19 protein-coding genes and 9 pseudogenes are annotated in these 21486 nt (G+C 39.3%); 12 read left to right on the top strand and 16 right to left on the bottom strand.

What is annotated here, in order from left to right; genetic code table 11:
* Positions 1 to 137 precede the first annotated feature (137 nt).
* The 3 genes from KA717_38405 to KA717_38395 form a co-directional block, all read right to left on the bottom strand.
* The gene (locus KA717_38405) at positions 138 to 776 is read right to left on the bottom strand and encodes a hypothetical protein (protein ID UXE61188.1); all 639 of its coding nucleotides are present in this window, start codon (positions 774 to 776) and stop codon (positions 138 to 140) included.
* A gap of 2 nt (positions 777 to 778) precedes the next feature.
* Complete coding sequence (locus tag KA717_38400; protein UXE61187.1) at positions 779 to 1828, bottom strand: ATP-binding protein; 1050 nt, start codon at positions 1826 to 1828, stop codon at positions 779 to 781.
* Positions 1829 to 2230: 402 nt separating this feature from the next.
* Positions 2231 to 2776, bottom strand: coding sequence for a TetR/AcrR family transcriptional regulator (locus KA717_38395; GenBank protein UXE61186.1), 546 nt, complete (start codon positions 2774 to 2776; stop codon positions 2231 to 2233).
* Between the two features lie 112 nt (positions 2777 to 2888).
* On the opposite strand from KA717_38395, the gene KA717_38390 reads away from it, so the two are divergent.
* From KA717_38390 to KA717_38375, 4 genes are all read left to right on the top strand, one after another.
* Positions 2889 to 3506 carry a glutathione S-transferase gene (locus tag KA717_38390; GenBank protein UXE61185.1) on the top strand — a complete coding sequence of 206 codons (618 nt, stop codon included), beginning with the start codon at positions 2889 to 2891 and terminating at the stop codon, positions 3504 to 3506.
* Positions 3507 to 3515: 9 nt separating this feature from the next.
* Complete coding sequence (locus KA717_38385) at positions 3516 to 4109, top strand: pyridoxamine 5'-phosphate oxidase family protein (protein ID UXE61184.1); 594 nt, start codon at positions 3516 to 3518, stop codon at positions 4107 to 4109.
* Between the two features lie 366 nt (positions 4110 to 4475).
* Positions 4476 to 4913, top strand: a complete 438-nt coding sequence (locus tag KA717_38380; protein UXE61183.1) for a peroxiredoxin — start codon at positions 4476 to 4478, stop codon at positions 4911 to 4913.
* A gap of 29 nt (positions 4914 to 4942) precedes the next feature.
* Positions 4943 to 5410 (top strand): DUF721 domain-containing protein, encoded by a 468-nt coding sequence (locus KA717_38375; protein UXE61182.1) that lies wholly within the window; start codon positions 4943 to 4945, stop codon positions 5408 to 5410.
* Between the two features lie 215 nt (positions 5411 to 5625).
* Here KA717_38375 and KA717_38370 read toward each other — a convergent pair whose 3' ends face one another.
* The 4 genes from KA717_38370 to KA717_38355 all read right to left on the bottom strand — a co-directional run bounded on the left by KA717_38370 (position 5626) and on the right by KA717_38355 (position 7300).
* The gene (locus KA717_38370) at positions 5626 to 5853 is read right to left on the bottom strand and encodes a hypothetical protein (protein ID UXE61181.1); all 228 of its coding nucleotides are present in this window, start codon (positions 5851 to 5853) and stop codon (positions 5626 to 5628) included.
* Positions 5854 to 6075: 222 nt separating this feature from the next.
* Positions 6076 to 6672 (bottom strand): Uma2 family endonuclease, encoded by a 597-nt coding sequence (locus KA717_38365; GenBank protein ID UXE61180.1) that lies wholly within the window; start codon positions 6670 to 6672, stop codon positions 6076 to 6078.
* Positions 6673 to 6867: 195 nt separating this feature from the next.
* The gene (locus KA717_38360; GenBank protein UXE61179.1) at positions 6868 to 7095 is read right to left on the bottom strand and encodes a type II toxin-antitoxin system HicA family toxin; all 228 of its coding nucleotides are present in this window, start codon (positions 7093 to 7095) and stop codon (positions 6868 to 6870) included.
* Complete coding sequence (locus tag KA717_38355; GenBank protein ID UXE61178.1) at positions 7088 to 7300, bottom strand: type II toxin-antitoxin system HicB family antitoxin; 213 nt, start codon at positions 7298 to 7300, stop codon at positions 7088 to 7090. Before KA717_38355 ends, KA717_38360 begins: the two co-directional genes overlap by 8 nt.
* A gap of 218 nt (positions 7301 to 7518) precedes the next feature.
* On the opposite strand from KA717_38355, the pseudogene KA717_38350 reads away from it, so the two are divergent.
* Positions 7519 to 8400, top strand: a pseudogene (locus KA717_38350) (ISKra4 family transposase).
* Between the two features lie 59 nt (positions 8401 to 8459).
* Positions 8460 to 9741, top strand: a pseudogene (locus tag KA717_38345) (ISKra4 family transposase).
* Between the two features lie 140 nt (positions 9742 to 9881).
* Here the strand turns inward: KA717_38345 and KA717_38340 are convergent.
* From KA717_38340 to KA717_38320, 5 genes and pseudogenes are all read right to left on the bottom strand, one after another.
* Positions 9882 to 10340: pseudogene (locus KA717_38340) on the bottom strand (ISKra4 family transposase).
* Between the two features lie 159 nt (positions 10341 to 10499).
* A pseudogene (locus KA717_38335) lies at positions 10500 to 11628 on the bottom strand (ISAs1 family transposase).
* Positions 11629 to 11676: 48 nt separating this feature from the next.
* Positions 11677 to 12537 (bottom strand): hypothetical protein, encoded by an 861-nt coding sequence (locus KA717_38330; GenBank protein ID UXE61177.1) that lies wholly within the window; start codon positions 12535 to 12537, stop codon positions 11677 to 11679.
* A complete protein-coding gene (locus tag KA717_38325; protein ID UXE61176.1) occupies positions 12503 to 12931 on the bottom strand; it encodes a hypothetical protein in 429 nt (142 codons plus the stop codon). Before KA717_38325 ends, KA717_38330 begins: the two co-directional genes overlap by 35 nt.
* Before the next feature lie 46 nt (positions 12932 to 12977).
* Positions 12978 to 13288, bottom strand: a pseudogene (locus KA717_38320) (ISKra4 family transposase).
* 149 nt (positions 13289 to 13437) lie between these two features.
* Here KA717_38320 and KA717_38315 point away from each other — a divergent pair.
* Positions 13438 to 13710, top strand: a complete 273-nt coding sequence (locus KA717_38315; protein ID UXE61175.1) for an ISAs1 family transposase — start codon at positions 13438 to 13440, stop codon at positions 13708 to 13710.
* A 245-nt stretch (positions 13711 to 13955) separates the two neighbouring features.
* Here KA717_38315 and KA717_38310 read toward each other — a convergent pair.
* A pseudogene (locus KA717_38310) lies at positions 13956 to 15293 on the bottom strand (IS5 family transposase).
* A 654-nt stretch (positions 15294 to 15947) separates the two neighbouring features.
* On the opposite strand from KA717_38310, the pseudogene KA717_38305 reads away from it, so the two are divergent.
* The 3 genes and pseudogenes from KA717_38305 to KA717_38295 all read left to right on the top strand — a co-directional run bounded on the left by KA717_38305 (position 15948) and on the right by KA717_38295 (position 17732).
* Positions 15948 to 16340: pseudogene (locus KA717_38305) on the top strand (ISKra4 family transposase).
* Positions 16341 to 16479: 139 nt separating this feature from the next.
* Positions 16480 to 17559, top strand: a complete 1080-nt coding sequence (locus KA717_38300) for an IS1 family transposase (protein UXE61174.1) — start codon at positions 16480 to 16482, stop codon at positions 17557 to 17559.
* A gap of 41 nt (positions 17560 to 17600) precedes the next feature.
* Positions 17601 to 17732 (top strand): annotated as a pseudogene (locus tag KA717_38295) (ISKra4 family transposase).
* A gap of 85 nt (positions 17733 to 17817) precedes the next feature.
* Here the strand turns inward: KA717_38295 and KA717_38290 are convergent.
* Complete coding sequence (locus KA717_38290; GenBank protein UXE61173.1) at positions 17818 to 18183, bottom strand: hypothetical protein; 366 nt, start codon at positions 18181 to 18183, stop codon at positions 17818 to 17820.
* A gap of 150 nt (positions 18184 to 18333) precedes the next feature.
* Between KA717_38290 and KA717_38285 the strand changes: the two are divergent.
* Positions 18334 to 19615 (top strand): annotated as a pseudogene (locus KA717_38285) (ISKra4 family transposase).
* On the opposite strand, the gene KA717_38280 reads toward KA717_38285, so the two are convergent.
* Both KA717_38280 and KA717_38275 read right to left on the bottom strand, forming a co-directional pair.
* Positions 19588 to 20295: a hypothetical protein gene (locus KA717_38280; GenBank protein UXE61172.1), complete on the bottom strand. Its 708-nt coding sequence runs from the start codon at positions 20293 to 20295 to the stop codon at positions 19588 to 19590. The pseudogene KA717_38285 and the gene KA717_38280 sit on opposite strands and share 28 nt — an antisense overlap.
* 150 nt (positions 20296 to 20445) lie before the next feature.
* On the bottom strand, positions 20446 to 21027 hold the full coding sequence (locus KA717_38275; protein ID UXE61171.1) for a hypothetical protein: 582 nt from the start codon (positions 21025 to 21027) through the stop codon (positions 20446 to 20448).
* A 234-nt stretch (positions 21028 to 21261) separates the two neighbouring features.
* Here KA717_38275 and KA717_38270 point away from each other — a divergent pair, with 234 nt between their 5' ends.
* Positions 21262 to 21474 carry a DUF2555 domain-containing protein gene (locus KA717_38270; GenBank protein UXE61170.1) on the top strand — a complete coding sequence of 71 codons (213 nt, stop codon included), beginning with the start codon at positions 21262 to 21264 and terminating at the stop codon, positions 21472 to 21474.
* The last annotated feature ends 12 nt before the right edge of the window (positions 21475 to 21486 follow it).

The raw sequence follows: 21486 nt of genomic DNA, 5'->3' as shown, positions 1-21486 counted from the left end.
CAATCGCCTCTAACTCAAAACCCATACCTCTTTAGGGATCGCATCCACAGTTACAGTTTAAAGTGCAGTCTGACTTTCCAGTTGTTAACTTAGCCTACGAAGCGGCGATCGCACTATCAGTTGTTAATTTGGTAATTTCATGTGAACAGGTGTTTTAGCCATTCCGTAAATTTGAATGCGACCTCCGTCTGAGGACGAAGGGCTTGACTTGTGATCGCTTTTCCGAGTGGATAGCCAGGTTCGTCATGCCAAGAGAGATAGGTATGAATAACTGCTTTACTATAATCTACCTCTTTAAATGTTGTCACATTACTTTCACTCGCTTGTTTAACACAGGTTTCAGCAAATTTTAGCGAATTTGGTTCTGCAAGTTTTGCACAGAAATCCTCTAGTATTCCAGAATCTTGATTATTTGGCATTAACCAAAATCCCAGCTTTGGTTTCCCTTCAATTTTTTCAATTATTGTTCCGTCAATGTTAGGAATTTTCGGCATCACATAATTATGATTGTTATTGGTTAATTTATCTTGTATGCTTTGCCATCTACTAAGGGAAGATTGATCCGCGTCAAGCATAACACCTATAACTTGAGGAGCCTTAGAACTGACGATTAAAGAACTCAGGCGTTTCAACACTTGATCTTTGCCACCACATTCATATATGCCAAAAGTTTTAGGAACCTGGTGAGCGACGCATAAATTCATCACAACATGGCAGTCATCAATTCCTTCGACAAGCAATATTTTATCCGTATCTTGTTGACAAATCTTGCTCATATTTATCGAACCTCAACATCCATATCAATAGAATCAGTAAGCGTTTCAGAGGTATATTCTGTTGCTCTGATAAGCTTATCTTTCATATCAAGACGAAAGAATGCACCAAGTTCAGGATATTGATTCCAATTACTGTCAAACCCCTTTATACAATCACGGCTATGGGTTGTAGCAAAAACTTGAACATTAAGTTTCTCCGATAGCTGAAAAATGATATTCCAAACTCTAGGTTGTACGCTCCAGTGCAAACCATTTTCAAATTCATCAATTAAAAGAAAACCATTTTGAGCATTCACAAGAGCAACAATGATATGGAATAAACGAGTCATACCATCTCCCATACTTTTGAGAGGTAATGGTTCATCTATCCCTTCAAGTTTTACTAATGGAATACGATTTTCATCTGAACTCCTTCGACTAATATCTTCTACAAAGGCAACACCTGAAACTCGATTATCAATCAATTTAAGTGCAGAAATCACCTCGGACTCTAAATTAGTTAGACCTGTTAAATCCCAAAGTGCAGCTAGTTTTCGATTAGGCATATTCTCTGTTGAAACAATCTGCCATGTGGATGTAAACTCAGATTCATGCCTTTCATATAGCCGTCTAGAACTGTAACGCCGAATGTCCCTTATATCTCTATCTAACCCAAAAATTCTTCTAGTTTTTTCACCTTCTTCTGCAATAAGAAAAACTTCAATGTTAGATAGCTCCTCATCAACGATATCTGACTGAAAATCAGAAATACGGATTCTTCTTATAGTACCTTCTTCATCATTTTTATTTTGATAAGCTGCAACACTAATATGAAGCCTTGTATTTGAGGATATTTGACCAAGAAAAATACCTCGCTCTCCAACTTGAGGCAACTTGTGTCCGTAGAAGAGATGGCGAACTGAGTTACCAGTAAAATTTTGAGATCGTGGTTGAGCTTCACTAAACCAAGTCTCTTGTCTAGACTCAACAAGATCGAGAAGAACTACAGGAGACGCATTACTAGCATAGAGTTCTATTGCTTCGAGAAATGTACTCTTGCCAGAATTATTCATCCCTGTAATTAAGTTGACACGATTCAATCTTTCAACTTGAAGAAACTGAAAGAGTCTAAAATCACTTATGTGAAAAGAATTTAGCACAAAAGCCCCCTTGATTCTCGTTAGCTAATTAATAAAAATAGTAAATTTGAAATTAAAAAGAAAAGACAAAATAATGAGACATCTCTGCACCAGTGGAATTGTCGTTTCTTTTAATCATAGCAACCGTCATCACGGAAAACAAGCCCCTAAAGTAGTTTTGACGATTAATTGCTTTTTCAGTGACTCGAATCACTAAGTTAAGCTAACGACTTATCATCGGAATGAATGTCAATCCAAAGTGAACCCTCCAAAATTAGCTTGGCGATCACCTTTTGCTTTGTGGTAAGGGACGATTGCCTATTGTTGATGATAGTTTTAGCTCAAAAGTAATTCTATGGAAAGATCGCCAACAATCCGTTTAAAAATCTTAACATCATTTAAACCCTGAGACAAAATCAAAGAACCTTGCACCAAAATAACCGCTTTTTCAGCTTGCTGTTTCGCCACATTTGCCTCCATTCCCTCTGCCATTAAAACCGCCGCTATCGCCGCTATCCAAGTTTCAAATAACCGTTGAACCTGAGCATGAAAGGTATCACGGGCAGAACCCGACAACAAAATCGCAAATAAACAAGGTTGTTCTCCCCCCTCATAAAGTTCCAACAGGCGATCGCCCATACGCTGCAATTTAACCTGGGCATTTCCATCCCCCTGAAGACTCGGCAACAGATTTTTTCCTAACCAACCTTCCACATAGGCCAACACCGAAATCATCATCTCCTCCTTACCGCCTGGAAAATGATGATAAAGACTAGCCTTCCCCAAACCCGTCGCCTCCGCAATTTTCGATAGGGTCGCACCGTCATAACCGTACTGACGAAACAATTGCAGCAAACAAGGCAGATAATTTTCCTTCGGCATTTTTCCCATCTCCTAAAACATTTTTGGGTTTCCCCCTTGACATCATACCAAACGTTCGGTTAAATTGACTCTATACCGAACGAACGGTTCACTTTTTTTGAGAGAAAAACCCATGATTAAGCTTTACGGTCACGAATTATCGGGAAACAGTTACAAAGTCAAACTGCTGTTATCCTTGCTGGCATTGGATTACGAATGGATTAAAGTGGATTTAATGGTCGGAGCGCACAAGCAGCCTGAATTTCTGGCATTGAATCCCTTTGGGCAGCTTCCCGTATTGGTGGATGGTGATACAGTTTTGGCCGATGCCCAGGCAATTTTGGTCTATCTAGCGCGACAGTACGGCGGCGATCGCTGGTTGCCCTTAGAACCCTTACCCCTAGCCCAAGTGGTGCGTTGGCTTTCGACGGCGGCGGGAGAAATTCGTCAGGGGCCAGAGTCGGCACGGTTATACCATTTATTCAACGCGACCAGTATTAATTTGGAACGAGCCAATCAAAAAGCCGAATTTATTTTGTCCCAATTGGATCAGCATTTAACGGAACGGACTTGGTTAGAATTGGGACGACCCACGATCGCCGATGTAGCGGTGTTTCCCTATGTTGCTTTAGCGGGTGATGGGCAGATTGATCTCAGTCCCTATCCCCAGGTTTTAGCCTGGATTGAACGGGTGAAAAAGTTGCCTGGGTTTGTCGGCATGATTGGTATCAAAGAATTAGTTGTGGTCTAGGAGAAGATTATGCCCCGAAAATTTGGTGAGATTGCTTTTACCCCCGAAGTCCAAGCCGCCCAAAGCGATCGGGGTTCACGGCAAACCTATGAACGCTATATTGCCAATGGTGACAGTAACGATACCATTACGCCCAAAATTGCCGATTTTATTGCCCAATTAGACGGTTTTTATCTGGGAACGGTGGGTTCTAACGGCTATCCCTATATTCAATTTCGGGGTGGCCCTCCAGGTTTTCTCAAAGTTTTGGATGAAAAGACCCTGGGCTTTGCGGATTTCTCTGGCAATGTGCAGTACATCACCGTTGGTAATCTGTCGGGCAATGACAAAGCTTTTTTATTTTTGATGGATTATCGTCACCGTAAACGCATTAAAATTTGGGGTCGAGCTAGTTACATTGAAGGCGAATCTGAACTACTGGAAAAATTGCGGGTGAAAGATTATTCTGCACCGATAGAAAGGGCGATTTTATTTCAAGTTGAAGCGATTAGTGAAAATTGTCCCCAACATATTCCGATTCGCTATTCTGAAGCAGAAGTTGCGGCCATGATTGCACCGTTACAGGCTCGTATTGCTGAGTTAGAAAAATCGGTCATGGTTTGAAAAGGCGATCGCATTTCTATTTTTCTGTAGTAGCAAGTAAACACAGATCGCTCTCTCATTTTAGCCTTGCGATCACTTCAACATCTATCTTGATCGCTATTACTATGAGTCATGATTTTAAGGCGATCACATCAACGATCTATCTCCTGAAGGTGATTGCTATGACTGTAAGTCGTGATTTTTAGGCGATCGCCCCCGCGCAGGTGGTCAAGGTTCGCAATAACTATGGTGGTACGGGTATTGAACAGGTCAAAGTTCAAGTGGAAGCTGCGAAGAAACTAATCGCATAGCTTTCCAACTAAAACGCAAGCTGTGGTAAAATCCAAGCATTACAAACAAATAAAACAACCATCAAAAAGACTAATTATGACTTTAGCAGTAGGTACAGACGCTCCAGCATTTACAGTCAATGATACCAATGGTAATGAAGTATCTTTATCTGATTTCGCTGGTCAAACCGTAGTATTGTACTTTTATCCTAAAGACGATACCCCTGGTTGCACAAAAGAAGCCTGTAGCTTCCGTGATGCCGCAGACACTTATACATCTAAGGAGGTGATAGTTTTGGGAGTCAGCGCTGATGATGAAGCTTCTCATCAAGCATTTACTCACAAATACAATCTCAATTTCCCTCTTTTAGCTGATATCGACCAGCAACTAATCAGAGCTTACGATGTTGATGGTGGTGGTTATGCCAAGCGCGTCACCTATGTCATTGATGGCGCTGGAAAAATTATCCATGTAGATGCTTCAGTCAACACAGCCACCCATGCCAATGATATTTTAGCTCAGCTAGGTTTGTAAGACTTTCTGGAAGTGGAACTGGTTGATTCATGTCCTTAACTGGTTTACCAAACATTCTGCATGACATTCAATCGCCCAATAGCTGGCAACAGCGCCGACAATATTTGTTCATTCTCGAAAAATGGTCAGATATTGTCGGTGATTTGGTTGCTAAACAAACTTGTCCGATGGGAGTTTATCAAAAAAACTTGCAGGTTGCCGTATCTAGTTCGGTTTGGTCACAGGCGCTTGCTTTTGAGCGTGTGCGAATCTTAGCTAAAATTAATACATTGTCAGGTGGCGATCGCAGTTTAGCGATCACTGATATTCATTTCTCAACCGCAAAATGGGCGACACAGCAGCAGACCATAGCCCAATCCAAAGTTATGATGGAAGACCATCCTAGTTATCTACCCGCGATCGCTTCATCAAACCATAAATCCAATCATCTAAAATCAAATAAAACCGATGCTCCCGTTCTCAAACCACACTGGTTTCAGTTTTCACATAATAAATAACCCGATAACCTGCGCTTTTTTCCCTTTTGAATATTGCTATTTTTGAGATGAACCTTAAATACTTGATTATTCAAATCAGAAATTTGATCGACTAAAACTTCTCCTGATTTTAGCTGCTCAACTAGAGATTCTAAATCCTTACAAATTGAACTATAACGTTTAGCTAATTGACTAAGATTTTTTTAAAACGGGAAGTCAGAAAAATTTCGATAGAATTACTCGACATCAATCCCCTCCCACATCTGAGATAGAGGAATAGTTTGACCACTAATCGCCTCTTTGAGTCCTTGTTTAATACCCTCGATAACAATATGATCGGGGGGATCATCAAGATTTTCACGGTTTTTTTCGACTAAATATTGTAAGACTTCTTGCTGCTCGTTAAGTGAAAGTTGATCGATCAAAGTAAAAGTCTGATCTTTTGCAATTTGCAAAGTTAGCATAAGTGTCAATTTCCTTAAGTGTTATTGATAAGTTTAGCAAAATATTATTTTCTATTGCCTAAATTATAACGGCACATTAATCCCCAACTCCTCACACCCTCACCAAATCAGGCGATCGCTATTACCGTGAATCAGGATTTCTAGGCGATCGCATCAGCAATCTGTCTCCTAAAGGCGATCGCTAGAGGCGATAGTTTTTTAATTTCGACTTGGGAATGAGGTTTAGGATAATTGGGTTGATTCAGTCTCTGGTGTAAGATCGAGGTTGCGATAGATTTGCTCAATGGGAAAGCTTAAATTAATACTTTTGAGTTCCACGGTGTCACCTGCTTGATAGTTAATAATTAACCAATCACCTGCTTCGTTTTTGTGATACAAATCTATTTCGATGCTGATGGAACTCACTAATAAATAATCCTGTAAGACTGGATTTTTGCGGTACAGTCTAAATTTGCCACTACGATCATAGGTTTCAGTGCTAGGTGAAAGAACTTCAATGATGAGGCAAGGGTATGTAATGTATTGGTCTGTAGTTTTATCGTGATCGTCGCAGGTGACGCTGACATCTGGATAGGTGTAGTTATTTGTGCCAAAAATTTTAACTTTAAGGTCTGAGTTACCTGTTATGCAGTGACTAGCGTCTAAATGGGTATCAACCATAGTCGCAAATCGAATTGCAATGCGGCTATGATTAACGCTACCGCCGCTCATGGCGTAAACTTGACCGTTAATCAGTTCGTGTTTTTCTAGTTGCTTTTCTTCCCAAGCAAAGTATTCTTCTGGGGTAAGTTTTGGAAAGTTTCCTTTAACTGCGATCATGGGAAATCACTCTTTGGTTAGTCTTGGTACTATTTTAACGGGTTACACAAACATTTTTTGCAGCAAGCTTTATCTGATTGCGAAGTATAATCGAATTGCCGATCAATCAAAGCAATCTCAGGTGCGATCGCTTCAATATCTATCTCCTAAAGGCGATCGCTATTACCGTGAGTCGTGATTTTTAGGCGATCGCACTTACAGATTATCGATAAAATCTTCTACTGTAATTCGCGCTTGTTTGAGTACTCCACTCAATGTGCCTATCTTCAATTCTCGATGTAAAGGCACGACACAACCGATCTCGCCTTCTTGGGTTTCCTTTTTCATGACAACATGACTACCAGTTTGACGAACTTGCTCAAATCCTAAGCGCTCTAACGCACGAATTGCTTCTTTGGCTGAAATTCGTGGCATTTTAGGCATAGCTAACCTCTATACTGGTCACAAATCTAGGTGACGTTTTTGGAAGAGGAAATTCCTCTAAATACAGCCGAGTCGCTTCTTTTAATCCCGCGATCGCCTGTTCAATTGTTTCCCCCTGATCGACTGTACCCACCTCTGGACATTCGGCAATGTACATATCATCTTCTTTGTAGATAATGGCTGTAAAGCTGCTACTTTTAGTCATAATTCACTCTCGATCTTTAGAAAAATAATATCATCTTCACCATAAACTGATCGCCTAATTCTCTATTTCAACAGCGAAAAGTGATCGCATCAACAATCTACTCCTAAAGCCGATCGCTACTACTGTGATTCATGATTTCTAGGCGATCGCATTAACAATTTATCTTCTAAAGGTGATCGCTAGTATTGTGAGTCGTGATTTTTAGGCGATCACCTCTATTATCGGTCGTAAGTCCAGCTATTGGCCGTTTTTTTTGTGAAACAGCAACAGGAACAAAAGCAGGAAGAGAAAGAACAGTGGACAGTATTATCGGAAAAGTAAAAATTACAGAAAAACAGGCGAAAAAGCTAGGGTTAGAAAAAAATAAACAAGTGAGTCCTTATTTAGAAAAATGCTGCTTAAATATTGTAGCCTGTGAGTCATTTGAGAGAGGAGAAAAAACAATCAAGATGACGACGGGAATGTCCATCTCAAAAAGCAGTCAACACCGATTAGCATTAGGGTATGAATTTCAAGAAGCTCAAGGTAAAGGGAAAATAGAAAGTCTAAGCATAGATGGCGGAACAGTAAGAATACGAACGAGCGTAGGCGAAGAAAGTATCTGGAAAAATTATAAAGCAGTAAGCTTACATGGTCAGGTATGTGCGGCATTTTTTCAAGCGCAGGAAGAATTAATCGCTTGGACAAATAATCAACCATTAGCGAGAGTAGTAACTTGCTTAGGAGATGGACATGATGGGATTTGGAATCTGATAGAAAAGATAAGGGATAAAGACGAAAGAAGGGAAGTATTGGATTGGTATCACTTGGTGGAAAATATCCATAAAGTGAAAGTTTCAAAAAAGGTAAAGAGGCAAATAGAGACGTACTTATGGCAAGGGGAGCAAGATTCAGCAATTAAAGAATTGAACGGTTCAAAACAAAAGGAAGCAATTAACTTCATCAATTATATGAAGAAACATGAAAGCAGAATGCCAGATTATGGACTCTATCAAGACTTAGGTATCTGCATTGGCTCAGGAAGTGTAGAGTCAAAAATCAAACAAATTGGCAAGAGAATACAAATAGCAGGGGCTTGTTGGAAGGGGTGCGACTTTTAGTTGATGAAGGAAAAGAAAAGTGTTAACATGAGATGAAAAGTGACAAAGAGGAAACAATGATGACAGCAAAACTAATTAATGTAGAGGGTTCAAAGATAAAAATAGAACTAACATTAGAACTCAGTCGTTCAATGTTGAATACAGAAATAAATATTCAAAAAGGCTTAAACGAAGTAGGTTGCATCGCCAGCAAAGAAGCCTTGAAATATTTAGATACAGATGGTTCACCCTTAAAAATCGGTGAAGAAATCTGGAAGAGTAAGGGAGAGCAACCGAAAGAATATCAAACACCTTATGGTGAGGTTATAGTGAATCGTCATGTATATCAGCGTTCACCTTTGAGGAAAAACGTATTGCCCCTTAGAAAGAGAAGCAAGGATAATCATAACATCAACGCCATTATTGGCAAAACAGGTATCCTCAAAAATGTCAGGGATGGCAGGCAAAGAGGTGAAAAATGATTTATTAGAAAATCATGGTAGAAAAGTAGCGCTATCCTATATCCAAAGATTGAGTGAAGCAGTAGGAAGTGTGGTACAGGCAAAAGAAGAAGCGTGGAGTTATGCCCCGCCCAAGGAGGATAGCCAAATTGCAACAGTGGGAATAGGATTAGATGGAACCTGTATGCTGATGTGTGAGGATGGCTACCGTGAAGCAATGGTGGGAACCGTTTCCCTATACGATAGTGAGGGAGAACGTCAACATACAATCTATCTAGGTGCGGCACCAGAGTATGGAAAAAAGAGTTTTCTAGAAAGATTAGAAAGAGAAATTGAGCGAGCGAAAAAACGTTATCCAGAGGCAACATTGGTCGGGATAGCAGACGGGGCAGAATCAAATTGGAAGTTTTTAGAAAAGCAAACGGAAGAACAGATATTAGATTTCTATCATGCCTCTGGTTACTTAGGTGCCTTGGCAGAAGCGTTGCATCCGAATACAGTGTCAAAACAAAAAGAATGGTTGACTGAAAATTGTCGAGAACTCAAGCATGAAAAAGGAAAAGCAGGAGAACTGCTAAATCTGATGAAAGAAGTCAAAGAAGAAAAAAGTCATTCTAAGAATCTTACCGAGAAACTACAAGCGGCGATTACTTATTACGAGAATCATCAGCATCAAATGGATTATGCTGAATACTTAGAGAAAAAGTATCCGATTGGTTCAGGTGTTACGGAAGCAGCTTGTAAGACGTTGGTCAAACAACGATTATGTTGTTCAGGGATGCGATGGAAGGAAAAAGGAGCAGGAATTATTTTGAGCCTACGAGCTTTGGTATTGACCAAGGAACGATGGAGTCAATTTTGGGCAAAACTTGATCAATATGGGTTCCCTGTAGAACCCTGATTACAACAGCTTTTATCAACTAAAGGTCGCACCCGTTGGAAGTCAGAAAACGTTCCTCAAATATTGAGATTACGCTGTGCTTATCTCAATGAAGCTATTGCCTGAGTACTTTTACTCATTGCAAATCTGGGATGCTCCCCAATTCGCTGGAATGACCCCCCAACTTTATAGAGGTTTTCAATTAAGTGATACCAGTCCAAAATTTCAATTCGCTCATGTTTCTGTCCTATCTCACGAAATAAGTTCCAGATACCATCATGTCCATCTCCCAAACAAATTAAAGGCTTAGCCAAAATTTGAGAATTAACCAAGTCTAATAAAGCCGAGTTATCTTGAAAAAAGGCAGCTACCCCCAATTGATGAAAACTGACTCCTTTATAATCACGCCAAATTAAGGGTTCTCCCTTGGGAGTTCTGAGTCGTACCTTCCCACCATCTATGCTAATTTCTTCGACTTCTGTGTTAGAGGGTAATTCTTCAAAATGATAGCGATGTACAAGGCGTTGTTGCGTACTGTGAGAAACAGCAATTCCCGTCAATGATTGGATTTTCTTAGCTGCTTTTTCATAAGACTCATCGCCACTCAGTAGCAAACAGTTGGGTGCGACCTTTAGTTGATAAAAGCTGTTGTAATCAGGGTTCTACAGGGAACCCATATTGATCAAGTTTTGCCCAAAATTGACTCCATCGTTCCTTGGTCAATACCAAAGCTCGTAGGCTCAAAATAATTCCTGCTCCTTTTTCAGGGCAAACGCATCTTATCCGAGTAAAACCTTAAGGAGATAGTCCTCGTCCCAACCAGCGCGTAGCCGTTTATTCTTGATACCAAGTTTCAGAGTATTTTCCTTTGTGAGCAAGTTAAGAGCGATATGGCGTAAGACGGCTAAATTCTCAGGAGCAAAATCCTTACGAATGCGACAAGCATCCTCGTTGAAGGCCAAGTCTAGAACCCAATGTAAAGAGTTTTCTATCAACCAATGACTACGAACAGATTGGGATAATTTTTGAGCATTACTCGGCAGGCTACTGATATAGTAGCGAGTCTCATACTCTGTTTTGTCTTTCAATCGTCTCTCCGCTTGAATCATACAGATGCTCGTCAACTTTGCCCATTTCTCCGCACCCAGCAAAAATTCTGTTTGTTCCATCGTCCAGCAACGGCGAATTTCAATCCGTCCATGTCCCTTGTCTATTGTTTGATGAAAATCATGCTTAATTCCCGCAAAATTAACCGATTGAGCATGAGCAAATAATTGTTCAACATCCTCACATAGATTACCTTGATTGCCTTTCAATGCCAAAACATAATCTCCCCCTCGCCCTACTATCTGTTGGGCAATCTTTGTCTGAGTTCCCATGGCATCAATCGTTACGATACAACCTTTGACCTCTAGCATTTTCAGGAGTTTGGGTATCGCCGTGATTTCATTACGATTTGCTTTCCACCTTGCACTGTCCTAGTACTAGACGATTTGCTGTTGCCCATGCACTTACCATCTGAATTGCGCCCTTTCCGTTGGCATTATCATAGGAGTGGCGAAGGGTTTTGCCGTCAATCGCTATCACTTCCCCTTCACTTACCTCCGCTATACTTTTGACCCAATGCAGAAAACAGTCTTGAAATTGCTCTGGATTCAGACTAGCAAATACACGCGCAAACGTATCGTCGGAGGGGATGCCATTTGGCAATTCCAAAATTTTTTTTAGCCATTGATGTTTAGCCTTGCCGAAACTTTCCATGGCTACCCAACCTTCTGCTCCACAAATGACGGCTAAGATGGCAATCGTTAGAATATCAATGAGTTTATGCCGTTTTGTTCGTTCGATGCGAGGGTCATCTATTTCGGCAAAGTGTTCTACCAGTCTATATTTGGGTCGGAGTTTCATCGCTTTTGTTTTCTATGCACTTTCCCTTATTTTCCCTTATCCATCCCTCTATAATGTTCTTGTATCTGTATCATTTTTAGATGCGTTCGCCCTGGCTCCTTTTTCCTTCCATCGCATCCCTGAACAACATAATCGTTGTTTGACCAACGTCTTACAAGCTGCTTCCGTAACACCTGAACCAATCGGATACTTTTTCTCTAAGTATTCAGCATAATCCATTTGATGCTGATGATTCTCGTAATAAGTAATCGCCGCTTGTAGTTTCTCGGTAAGATTCTTAGAATGACTTTTTTCTTCTTTGACTTCTTTCATCAGATTTAGCAGTTCTCCTGCTTTTCCTTTTTCATGCTTGAGTTCTCGACAATTTTCAGTCAACCATTCTTTTTGTTTTGACACGGTATTCGGATGCAACGCTTCTGCCAAGGCACCTAAGTAACCAGAGGCATGATAGAAATCTAATATCTGTTCTTCCGTTTGCTTTTCTAAAAACTTCCAATTTGATTCTGCCCCGTCTGCTATCCCGACCAATGTTGCCTCTGGATAACGGTTTTTCGCTCGCTCAATTTCTCTTTCTAATCTTTCTAGAAAACTCTTTTTTCCATACTCTGGTGCCGCACCTAGATAGATTGTAGGTTGACGTTCGCCTTCACTATCGTATAGGGAAACGGTTCCCACCATTGCTTCACGGTAGCCATCCTCACACATCAGCATACAGGTTCCATCTAATCCTATTCCCACTGTTGCAATTTGGCTATCCTCCTTGGGCGGGGCATAACTCCACGCTTCTTCTTTTGCCTGTACCACACTTCCTACTGCTTCACTCAATCTTTGGATATAGGATAGCGCTACTTTTCTACCATGATTTTCTAATAAATCATTTTTCACCTCTTTGCCTGCCATCCCTGACATTTTTGAGGATACCTGTTTTGCCAATAATGGCGTTGATGTTATGATTATCCTTGCTTCTCTTTCTAAGGGGCAATACGTTTTTCCTCAAAGGTGAACGCTGATATACATGACGATTCACTATAACCTCACCATAAGGTGTTTGATATTCTTTCGGTTGCTCTCCCTTACTCTTCCAGATTTCTTCACCGATTTTTAAGGGTGAACCATCTGTATCTAAATATTTCAAGGCTTCTTTGCTGGCGATGCAACCTACTTCGTTTAAGCCTTTTTGAATATTTATTTCTGTATCCAACATTGAACGACTTAGTTCTAATGTTAGTTCTATTTTTATCTTTGAACCCTCTACATTAATTAGTTTTGCTGTCATCATTGTTTCCTCTTTGTCACTTTTCATCTCATGTTAACACTTTTCTTTTTCTTCATCAACTAAAGGTCACACCCAAACAGTTCTTCTCTAACATTGGACTCATCTGAGTTCGAGGCTTTAGTTCTAATTTCTTCGCTTGTTTTTCTGTAATGGGCAATTCCCCCAAAATACTTTTTACTGTTCGTATCCGACCTGTGGTTTCCTCGGTACTTGTTTTGACAAAAAAATACCTATTTCTGGGTTGACATACTGAATCATTAAGTCTCTGACAGTCTCCTCTATTTCTCCCAAATTATTAAATGTTTTAACTTGAGATTGTTGATAGAGACATTCTCCCAACTCTTGACATAACTCTTGAATCCTTTTTTCATTTTCTGATAACACTGATAACATGAGATTGTTCCTCAATTGGGATAGATTTTGGAAAGTGGGTCTCGACTATTATACTCTCATTTCTTTTTTTGATAAAGTTCGATAAAGTTCAAAGTCTTATTTTTCCGCCCATAAGTATTAATACTTATTGCATAAGTGAGATGCTCCCGAACGTCAAACGTCATAGCCATGTGATTCGTTCTCACTGGAGTATTGAAAATAGTCTGCATTGGGTTTTAGATGTCACTTTTAATGAGGATGCGAGTCGAGTGCGTCAAGGTAATGCGGCTGATAATTTGGGCTTGCTCCGTCGTTTAAGTATTAATTTGCTTAAACATGAGCCATCTCAAAAAAGCTTGAAGATGAAGCGTTATTTGGCGGCGATGGACAACAATTTTCTTCTACAGGTTTTAGCAGCTAGTTCACGGGAGTGATATTCATGAGTATAATTAGGGCTTGCTGAAAAAGTCAAAAAACGAAAGAAATGTGGGTTAGGGAAGTATGGACTGAAAAAGCATAGATAACTTATCCTTATGGAAACAAATCAAAATACAGATTTTGTTTAATCTATTGTTCCTTTCTGTCTAAAAAGGTCAACACAAATCACTCCTCACAAAAGAGAGGAAAATTAACACCATTTTTCACAAGAAAAACGACTCTACAACTTTTTACTTTTTGTCTTCTGAAGTAGAGTAGAAAGATTCATTACCAAAAAGTTCATCGCAATTACCGTTTCCGAGGTCTCAGGTAGTTTGGCCATCACTCGACCAAGACTAAATTTCCTCTTTCCCTGTCCGAATTTACCCTCAATGGCATTACGCACTCTTTCATCTGAGCGTGCCTCTTTCTTTTTTTCTTTGCTCACCTCTTTCGGCGGTCTTCCCAATCGGGGACCACTCATTCTTATATCCCTTTCTTTACAATAAGCTCGATTCGCTTTTGTTCGATAGATTTTATCCACATGAACCGATTCCGGATAACATCCTGTTTCCCTTTTATATTCTTCTATTCGCGCTTGTAAATCTCCCGATTCGTTGTAATTATCCCAACTTAATTTGTCTAAGAAGACAAAGCCATTCACATTACTTGCCGATATTTTAGCTCCAAACTCTACTGCTTTTCCCGCTTTTCCACGCACTATTGGACGCACGTGAGGTTGGCTTACACTCACAATTCTGTTTTCTACTTTATTTGTCTTTTTTTCATACATTTCTAACTGTTGCTCATACACTTTTCCTATCGTTACAAGCTCTTCTTGCTCTTTTTTCGTTAGTTTTTCTAACTTTGCTCCCTCTTCTATCATTTTTTCTATATCAGACAAGTTTCTTTTTATATATCCTAGTTGTTTTTTTGTTCCTTTTCTTCTTTCTTTTTTTGACACACGACGTTTTTTTGCTATGGCTAAGTACTCTTTTCTTGCCACTTCCCTATAAGTCCTCGGCTTTTCTTTCCTTTTCTCTTTTATTTCTTCATACAGCTTATCTATTATTTTTTCTGTTTTTTCTCTGGCATCATTCAATATTCCTATATCCGTTGGATATTTTATATCTGCTGGTGTACAAGTCGCATCTAACAATAACTTTCCTTCATTTTCTTTTTTTTCTGACGCTACACCCGTCGCTTTTTTTTCTATTTCTTTATTAATTTTATTTATTAATTCCATTCCTATTTTTTTACGAAAATGAACCATCATTGACGCACTAAATGCTTCTTTGCTACTATAGCTTTCCATTCCTATAAAGTACTGTAAATAAGGGTTCTCTTTTATTTGTTCTACTGTTTCTCTGTCACTTTTTCCTGAAATTTCTTTGATAATTAATGCTCCTAATGCCATTCTAAATGATTTGGCTGGGGCTCCTTTTTTTTCTGTGAAGTTTTTTGCATATTCTTCCTCATATTCTTCCCAGGGAATCATTTTTGACATTTCTATCCAACGATTTTCTTCGTCTAACTGCCCGCCGAACAGATTTTTCAAGTTTTCTGGTGTTTCAATTGAGTACTGTTGCTTTCGGTACATCTGCTTTCTCTCTTCTTAATGCAATGGTTTTGAGGCATTCTACCCTATTTTCGTGCATTCTAGCGGTTCTTAATTCGCCTACTATTTTTCTCCGTAAAGGTTTCAGCTTTTTTCAGCAAGCCCTATTTAGCTTCAAATAGGGCTTGCTAAAAAAGTCCACAAAACGAACCTAGATGCCACAGGGCGCGAAAAATGGTGACTTCAGAGCTCAGTTTCCAGTTTTACCTCACATTTTTCCAGCAAAGTGCATGGATTTTGAGCCTCCAAATGCCATAACCTTGCATCTGATCGTTTGTAAAATGCCTGAAAGTATTGTATAGCAAGGATTTCATCCTTATTCAGCAAGCCCCAAATAGGAGGATTGGCAAAATATTGACACCAACAATTATGAATTAGCGAAATTACTTAATCTTTTAGAGTTTAAGTTGATTTTCTTCTCTTTTTAGTTTTTGATATAGTCTATTTTTAAGCTAGATTTCTTTTTTGATTCCACTCTACTAATATGCGATTACCCTGTCTTTGACCTCACTCACTTACTTTTTTTAAATAATAGCCTTTTCTTCTCTTAGATGACTGCTTCTTTTTTACACTATATTTCTCTCTTTTTGTCTGTATTTTTTGTAACAAATAAGATGCGATTACCCTAAGGTAGCTGCCTTTTTTCAAGATAACTCGGCTTTATTAGATTTGGTTAATTCTCAAATTTTGGCTAAGCCTTTAATTTGTTTGGGAGATGGACATGATGGTATCTGGAACTTATTTCGTGAGATAGGACAGAAACATGAGCGAATTGAAATTTTGGACTGGTATCACTTAATTGAAAACCTCTATAAAGTTGGGGGGTCATTCCAGCGAATTGAGGAGGTCAAGTCTTTTCTTTGGACGGGTGAAGTGGATGCCGCTATCTCCTGTTTTGAGGGATGGTCAGAGCCTCAAGCTGAGAATTTTATCATTTATTTAAACAAGCATAAACATCGGATTGTCAATTATGGTTATTTGCAGGCAGAGGGCATTTCCATTGGCTCTGGCTCTGTCGAATCGGTACTGGTATCGTGTGATCAAAGCTAGAAAAAGTTATGGTGTAAGAGTTTGAGAAAATAGAAAATAACTTACGACTGGACATATTCCCGTTTTTGTTATACTATTATTATTGTCATTATATTAAAGAAAGGGAAAACGGAAAGCAATGTCAACATTGAATAAAAGCTCAATTGACCTCCTAAGTGATATTGGCTTACCTCAAGAGAAAGAGGAAGCCTTATTTCAGAAAAACTGCCCTCATTGCTATAGTGAAAAAGTAAAAATACATTCTCATTACCAAACGAAAGGTAACGGGGAACGTAAAATGTTCATCTGTCAAGAATGTGGTTCTTGTTTTGCTGAGACTTATGGTAGCGTAATCGCTGGCTTAGAAACCCCATTAAGTGAAATTGTAAAAGTATTAAAAGCCAGAATGGAAGGAATAGGATTAAATGCAGCAGCCCGAGTATTCGGCTACGCAAAAACAACAATATTGAATTGGGAAAAGAAATTATCAGGATTACAAGAGACATTATTTTTATACGCCTTAGTGAATGAATTTGTTAAATTAGTAATAGAAGGGGATGAACTATACACAAAAGTTGGAAAAAATAAAGAAGCAAGTGCCTCTGAGGGGTGGACAATCGTGCTCATGGAAAGGGCTAGCCGCTTTATTTGGCATTTAAAATGTGGTAAAAAAGAGCAGAAATTATTTCTAGAAGCAATGATGACGGTAGCGGAATTATTTGAAAAGAGTGCAGAATCTCTCCAGTTATTTACAGATGGAGAAAAGCGATATAGTCAACTGCTATTTAATATTTGTCACGAAGTATTAAGGACTGGGAAGCGAGGTCGTCCCACCAAAGTATTACCGAAGGGTATGGTGGTAAGATTAAAAAATAAGAGTAGTAAACGTCGAGATTCTGAGGGTAAACTAGAGAAAGTAGAAACTCCGAAAACTGAACATCCTGAGACAACAGAAAAACCAGAAGACAAGGATGTTCATGCCAACCACGTTGAGGCATTTAATAGTTCTCTACGACGCTATTTAGCCGCCTTTCGTCGTCGAACAAATACTTATGCTAAATCTGTTGTGGGATTACAGCGAGTGCTAGATATTTTCTGGATGGTTCATAACTTTGTTCGCAGCCATTTTACGACGAAAAAAGTTCCTGCGGTAGCTCTCGGTATAATTCAAAAAGGGTTAACTTGGGAGGACTTACTCCAAATTCGCCTGATTTGTTGAACCTCTTGTATTGCAACGTTTGTAGCTTCTAGCTAGACGATACCAGTGCCGTCGAATCTCAAGTTAAACAAATTGGTCATCGTCTTAAAATTACTGGTGCGAGTTGGAATTCTGACAATGTACCACAAGTCCTTCGTCATCGCTGTTCCTATTTAAATGATTACCTTTTTTGACTCTTTCATTTACCTCGTTAAGTATTTCTACTTATGGCACTGGTATCGTCTAGCTAGAAGCTATAAACGTTGCAATACAAGAGGTTCAACAAATCAGGCGAATTTGGAGTAAGTCCTCCCAAGTTAACCCTTTTTGAATTATACCGAGAGCTACCGCAGGAACTTTTTTCGTCGTAAAATGGCTGCGAACAAAGTTATGAACCATCCAGAAAATATCTAGCACTCGCTGTAATCCCACAACAGATTTAGCATAAGTATTTGTTCGACGACGAAAGGCGGCTAAATAGCGTCGTAGAGAACTATTAAATGCCTCAACGTGGTTGGCATGAACATCCTTGTCTTCTGGTTTTTCTGTTGTCTCAGGATGTTCAGTTTTCGGAGTTTCTACTTTCTCTAGTTTACCCTCAGAATCTCGACGTTTACTACTCTTATTTTTTAATCTTACCACCATACCCTTCGGTAATACTTTGGTGGGACGACCTCGCTTCCCAGTCCTTAATACTTCGTGACAAATATTAAATAGCAGTGGGTGTGACCTTTAGTTGATGAAGGAAAAGAAAAGTGTTAACATGGGATGAAAAGTGACAAAGAGGAAACAATGATGACAGCAAAACTAATTAATGTAGAGGGTTCAAAGATAAAAATAGAACTAACATTAGAACTCAGTCGTTCAATGTTGGATACAGAAATAAATATTCAAAAAGGCTTAAACGAAGTAGGTTGCATCGCCAGCAAAGAAGCCTTGAAATATTTAGATACAGATGGTTCACCCTTAAAAATCGGTGAAGAAATCTGGAAGAGTAAGGGAGAGCAACCGAAAGAATATCAAACACCTTATGGTGAGGTTATAGTGAATCGTCATGTATATCAGCGTTCACCTTTGAGGAAAAACGTATTGCCCCTTAGAAAGAGAAGCAAGGATAATCATAACATCAACGCCATTATTGGCAAAACAGGTATCCTCAAAAATGTCAGGGATGGCAGGCAAAGAGGTGAAAAATGATTTATTAGAAAATCATGGTAGAAAAGTAGCGCTATCCTATATCCAAAGATTGAGTGAAGCAGTAGGAAGTGTGGTACAGGCAAAAGAAGAAGCGTGGAGTTATGCCCCGCCCAAGGAGGATAGCCAAATTGCAACAGTGGGAATAGGATTAGATGGAACCTGTATGCTGATGTGTGAGGATGGCTACCGTGAAGCAATGGTGGGAACCGTTTCCCTATACGATAGTGAAGGCGAACGTCAACCTACAATCTATCTAGGTGCGGCACCAGAGTATGGAAAAAAGAGTTTTCTAGAAAGATTAGAAAGAGAAATTGAGCGAGCGAAAAACCGTTATCCAGAGGCAACATTGGTCGGGATAGCAGACGGGGCAGAATCAAATTGGAAGTTTTTAGAAAAGCAAACGGAAGAACAGATATTAGATTTCTATCATGCCTCTGGTTACTTAGGTGCCTTGGCAGAAGCGTTGCATCCGAATACCGTGTCAAAACAAAAAGAATGGTTGACTGAAAATTGTCGAGAACTCAAGCATGAAAAAGGAAAAGCAGGAGAACTGCTAAATCTGATGAAAGAAGTCAAAGAAGAAAAAAGTCATTCTAAGAATCTTACCGAGAAACTACAAGCGGCGATTACTTATTACGAGAATCATCAGCATCAAATGGATTATGCTGAATACATAGAGAAAAAGTATCCGATTGGTTCAGGTGTTACGGAAGCAGCTTGTAAGACGTTGGTCAAACAACGATTATGTTGTTCAGGGATGCGATGGAAGGAAAAAGGAGCAGGAATTATTTTGAGCCTACGAGCTTTGGTATTGACCAAGGAACGATGGAGTCAATTTTGGGCAAAACTTGATCAATATGGGTTCCCTGTAGAACCCTGATTACAACAGCTTTTATCAACTAAAGGTCGCACCCATAGCAGTTGACTATATCGCTTTTCTCCATCTGTAAATAACTGGAGAGATTCTGCACTCCTTTCAAATAATTCCGCTACCGTCATCATTGCTTCTAGAAATAATTTCTGCTCTTTTTTACCACATTTTAAATGCCAAATAAAGCGGCTAGCCCTTTCCATGAGCACGATTGTCCACCCCTCAGAGGCACTTGCTTCTTTATTTTTTCCAACTTTTGTGTATAGTTCATCCCCTTCTATTACTAATTTAACAAATTCATTCACTAAGGCGTATAAAAATAATGTCTCTTGTAATCCTGATAATTTCTTTTCCCAATTCAATATTGTTGTTTTTGCGTAGCCGAATACTCGGGCTGCTGCATTTAATCCTATTCCTTCCATTCTGGCTTTTAATACTTTTACAATTTCACTTAATGGGGTTTCTAAGCCAGCGATTACGCTACCATAAGTCTCAGCAAAACAAGAACCACATTCTTGACAGATGAACATTTTACGTTCCCCGTTACCTTTCGTTTGGTAATGAGAATGTATTTTTACTTTTTCACTATAGCAATGAGGGCAGTTTTTCTGAAATAAGGCTTCCTCTTTCTCTTGAGGTAAGCCAATATCACTTAGGAGGTCAATTGAGCTTTTATTCAATGTTGACATTGCTTTCCGTTTTCCCTTTCTTTAATATAATGACAATAATAATAGTATAACAAAAACGGGAATATGTCCAGTCGTAAGTTATTTTCTATTTTCTCAAACTCTTACACCATAACTTTTTCTAGCTTTGATCACACGATACCAGTACCCTACTTATTGCAAAGGTGAGATACTCCCTTCATCTGCTTCCCTGTTGATTTTTTCGATTTGTTCAAAAATAGCTTCCGTTTCTGCTATCTTTTTTTTCGGTTTGCTTTTTAATACTCTTTTTAAGCTATACCCCAAATCATTCAATTTTCTTCTGATTGTTTCCGATGATGGTAGTTCTTCCTCTTGATAACCTGATTGTACAATCAGTTGCCTACGCACCTCTTCACTTGTTATTCTCGTATATAATCGCGTACTTTTAAAACTTCGGTCTGTTTGACTTTTCGGCTCCACTATCGACTTTATATCTTCTAAGATATTCGGTAATTTTGTTTCTATTTTTTTGCGCCCACTACGGCTGCGACCATCTATGAATGCTTGACCACTCGTTAATTCTTCTGTTCCTTTGCGGATTGTTCGTCTATTCCACCCTAATTCGCGTTCTGCGAAGGTTTGTCCCCCTATTCCCAAACCTTGTACAACCTGTGCCATGAATTGTCTCCTGTCGCTACCTTTTAGTTTTTTGGCTGTTTCGATGTACAGCGATTTTAGGTCTTCACTGATTTCCGTTACTGATTTTTTCAGCATACAATTTACCTTTTTGTTAAAACTGTCTTTTGCTATTCTATCGGATCATTTATTTTATGGCTATCTCTTACTCGGATAAGATGCGTTTGCCCTGTCCTAGGAGTCTAGAATTTAGATGCGTTTGCTCTGACATTTGATGACATTTACGGGTCAAAAGTAAAAAGAAGAACATTTTTAGAGAACGATCGCTGTAAGATAAAGGGTGAGAGGCAAAATCATCCTAGGGAGGTCAGTATGTCTGCCTTAATGCTGAATGATAAGGAAATTTCGACTTTAACGAGCGATGAAGTGGCTAACTTAGCCCAGCGACTAGAGACGGATGATTATAATAGCCCCTTTGAAGCCCTACAGGATTGGCATTTGTTGCGAGCGATCGCTTTTCAGCGTCAGGAATTGGCCAGTCCCTATCTCTATTTGCTTGATATTGAAACCTACGATGAAGCCTGAGTGGGCCTAAGT

The sequence above is a fragment of the Woronichinia naegeliana WA131 genome (genome assembly GCA_025370055.1).
GTDB lineage: Bacteria > Cyanobacteriota > Cyanobacteriia > Cyanobacteriales > Microcystaceae > Woronichinia > Woronichinia naegeliana.
The sequence above is the reverse complement of the archived record's forward strand: the minus strand, read 5'-3'. Positions and strand labels throughout refer to the sequence as shown.

Coding starts and splice junctions, on each gene's coding strand:
- KA717_38280 (UXE61172.1), bottom strand. CDS start 20,295: ATGTCAACATTGAATAAAAGCTCAATTGACCTCCTAAGTGATATTGGC.
- KA717_38315 (UXE61175.1), top strand. CDS start 13,438: ATGCTCCCGAACGTCAAACGTCATAGCCATGTGATTCGTTCTCACTGG.
- KA717_38360 (UXE61179.1), bottom strand. CDS start 7,095: ATGCCTAAAATGCCACGAATTTCAGCCAAAGAAGCAATTCGTGCGTTA.
- KA717_38375 (UXE61182.1), top strand. CDS start 4,943: ATGTCCTTAACTGGTTTACCAAACATTCTGCATGACATTCAATCGCCC.
- KA717_38370 (UXE61181.1), bottom strand. CDS start 5,853: ATGCTAACTTTGCAAATTGCAAAAGATCAGACTTTTACTTTGATCGAT.
- KA717_38365 (UXE61180.1), bottom strand. CDS start 6,672: ATGATCGCAGTTAAAGGAAACTTTCCAAAACTTACCCCAGAAGAATAC.
- KA717_38290 (UXE61173.1), bottom strand. CDS start 18,183: ATGGTGGTAAGATTAAAAAATAAGAGTAGTAAACGTCGAGATTCTGAG.
- KA717_38275 (UXE61171.1), bottom strand. CDS start 21,027: ATGCTGAAAAAATCAGTAACGGAAATCAGTGAAGACCTAAAATCGCTG.
- KA717_38390 (UXE61185.1), top strand. CDS start 2,889: ATGATTAAGCTTTACGGTCACGAATTATCGGGAAACAGTTACAAAGTC.
- KA717_38380 (UXE61183.1), top strand. CDS start 4,476: ATGACTTTAGCAGTAGGTACAGACGCTCCAGCATTTACAGTCAATGAT.
- KA717_38355 (UXE61178.1), bottom strand. CDS start 7,300: ATGACTAAAAGTAGCAGCTTTACAGCCATTATCTACAAAGAAGATGAT.
- KA717_38385 (UXE61184.1), top strand. CDS start 3,516: ATGCCCCGAAAATTTGGTGAGATTGCTTTTACCCCCGAAGTCCAAGCC.
- KA717_38300 (UXE61174.1), top strand. CDS start 16,480: ATGTCAACATTGAATAAAAGCTCAATTGACCTCCTAAGTGATATTGGC.
- KA717_38400 (UXE61187.1), bottom strand. CDS start 1,828: ATGAATAATTCTGGCAAGAGTACATTTCTCGAAGCAATAGAACTCTAT.
- KA717_38395 (UXE61186.1), bottom strand. CDS start 2,776: ATGCCGAAGGAAAATTATCTGCCTTGTTTGCTGCAATTGTTTCGTCAG.
- KA717_38325 (UXE61176.1), bottom strand. CDS start 12,931: ATGAAAAGTGACAAAGAGGAAACAATGATGACAGCAAAACTAATTAAT.
- KA717_38330 (UXE61177.1), bottom strand. CDS start 12,537: ATGTCAGGGATGGCAGGCAAAGAGGTGAAAAATGATTTATTAGAAAAT.
- KA717_38270 (UXE61170.1), top strand. CDS start 21,262: ATGTCTGCCTTAATGCTGAATGATAAGGAAATTTCGACTTTAACGAGC.
- KA717_38405 (UXE61188.1), bottom strand. CDS start 776: ATGAGCAAGATTTGTCAACAAGATACGGATAAAATATTGCTTGTCGAA.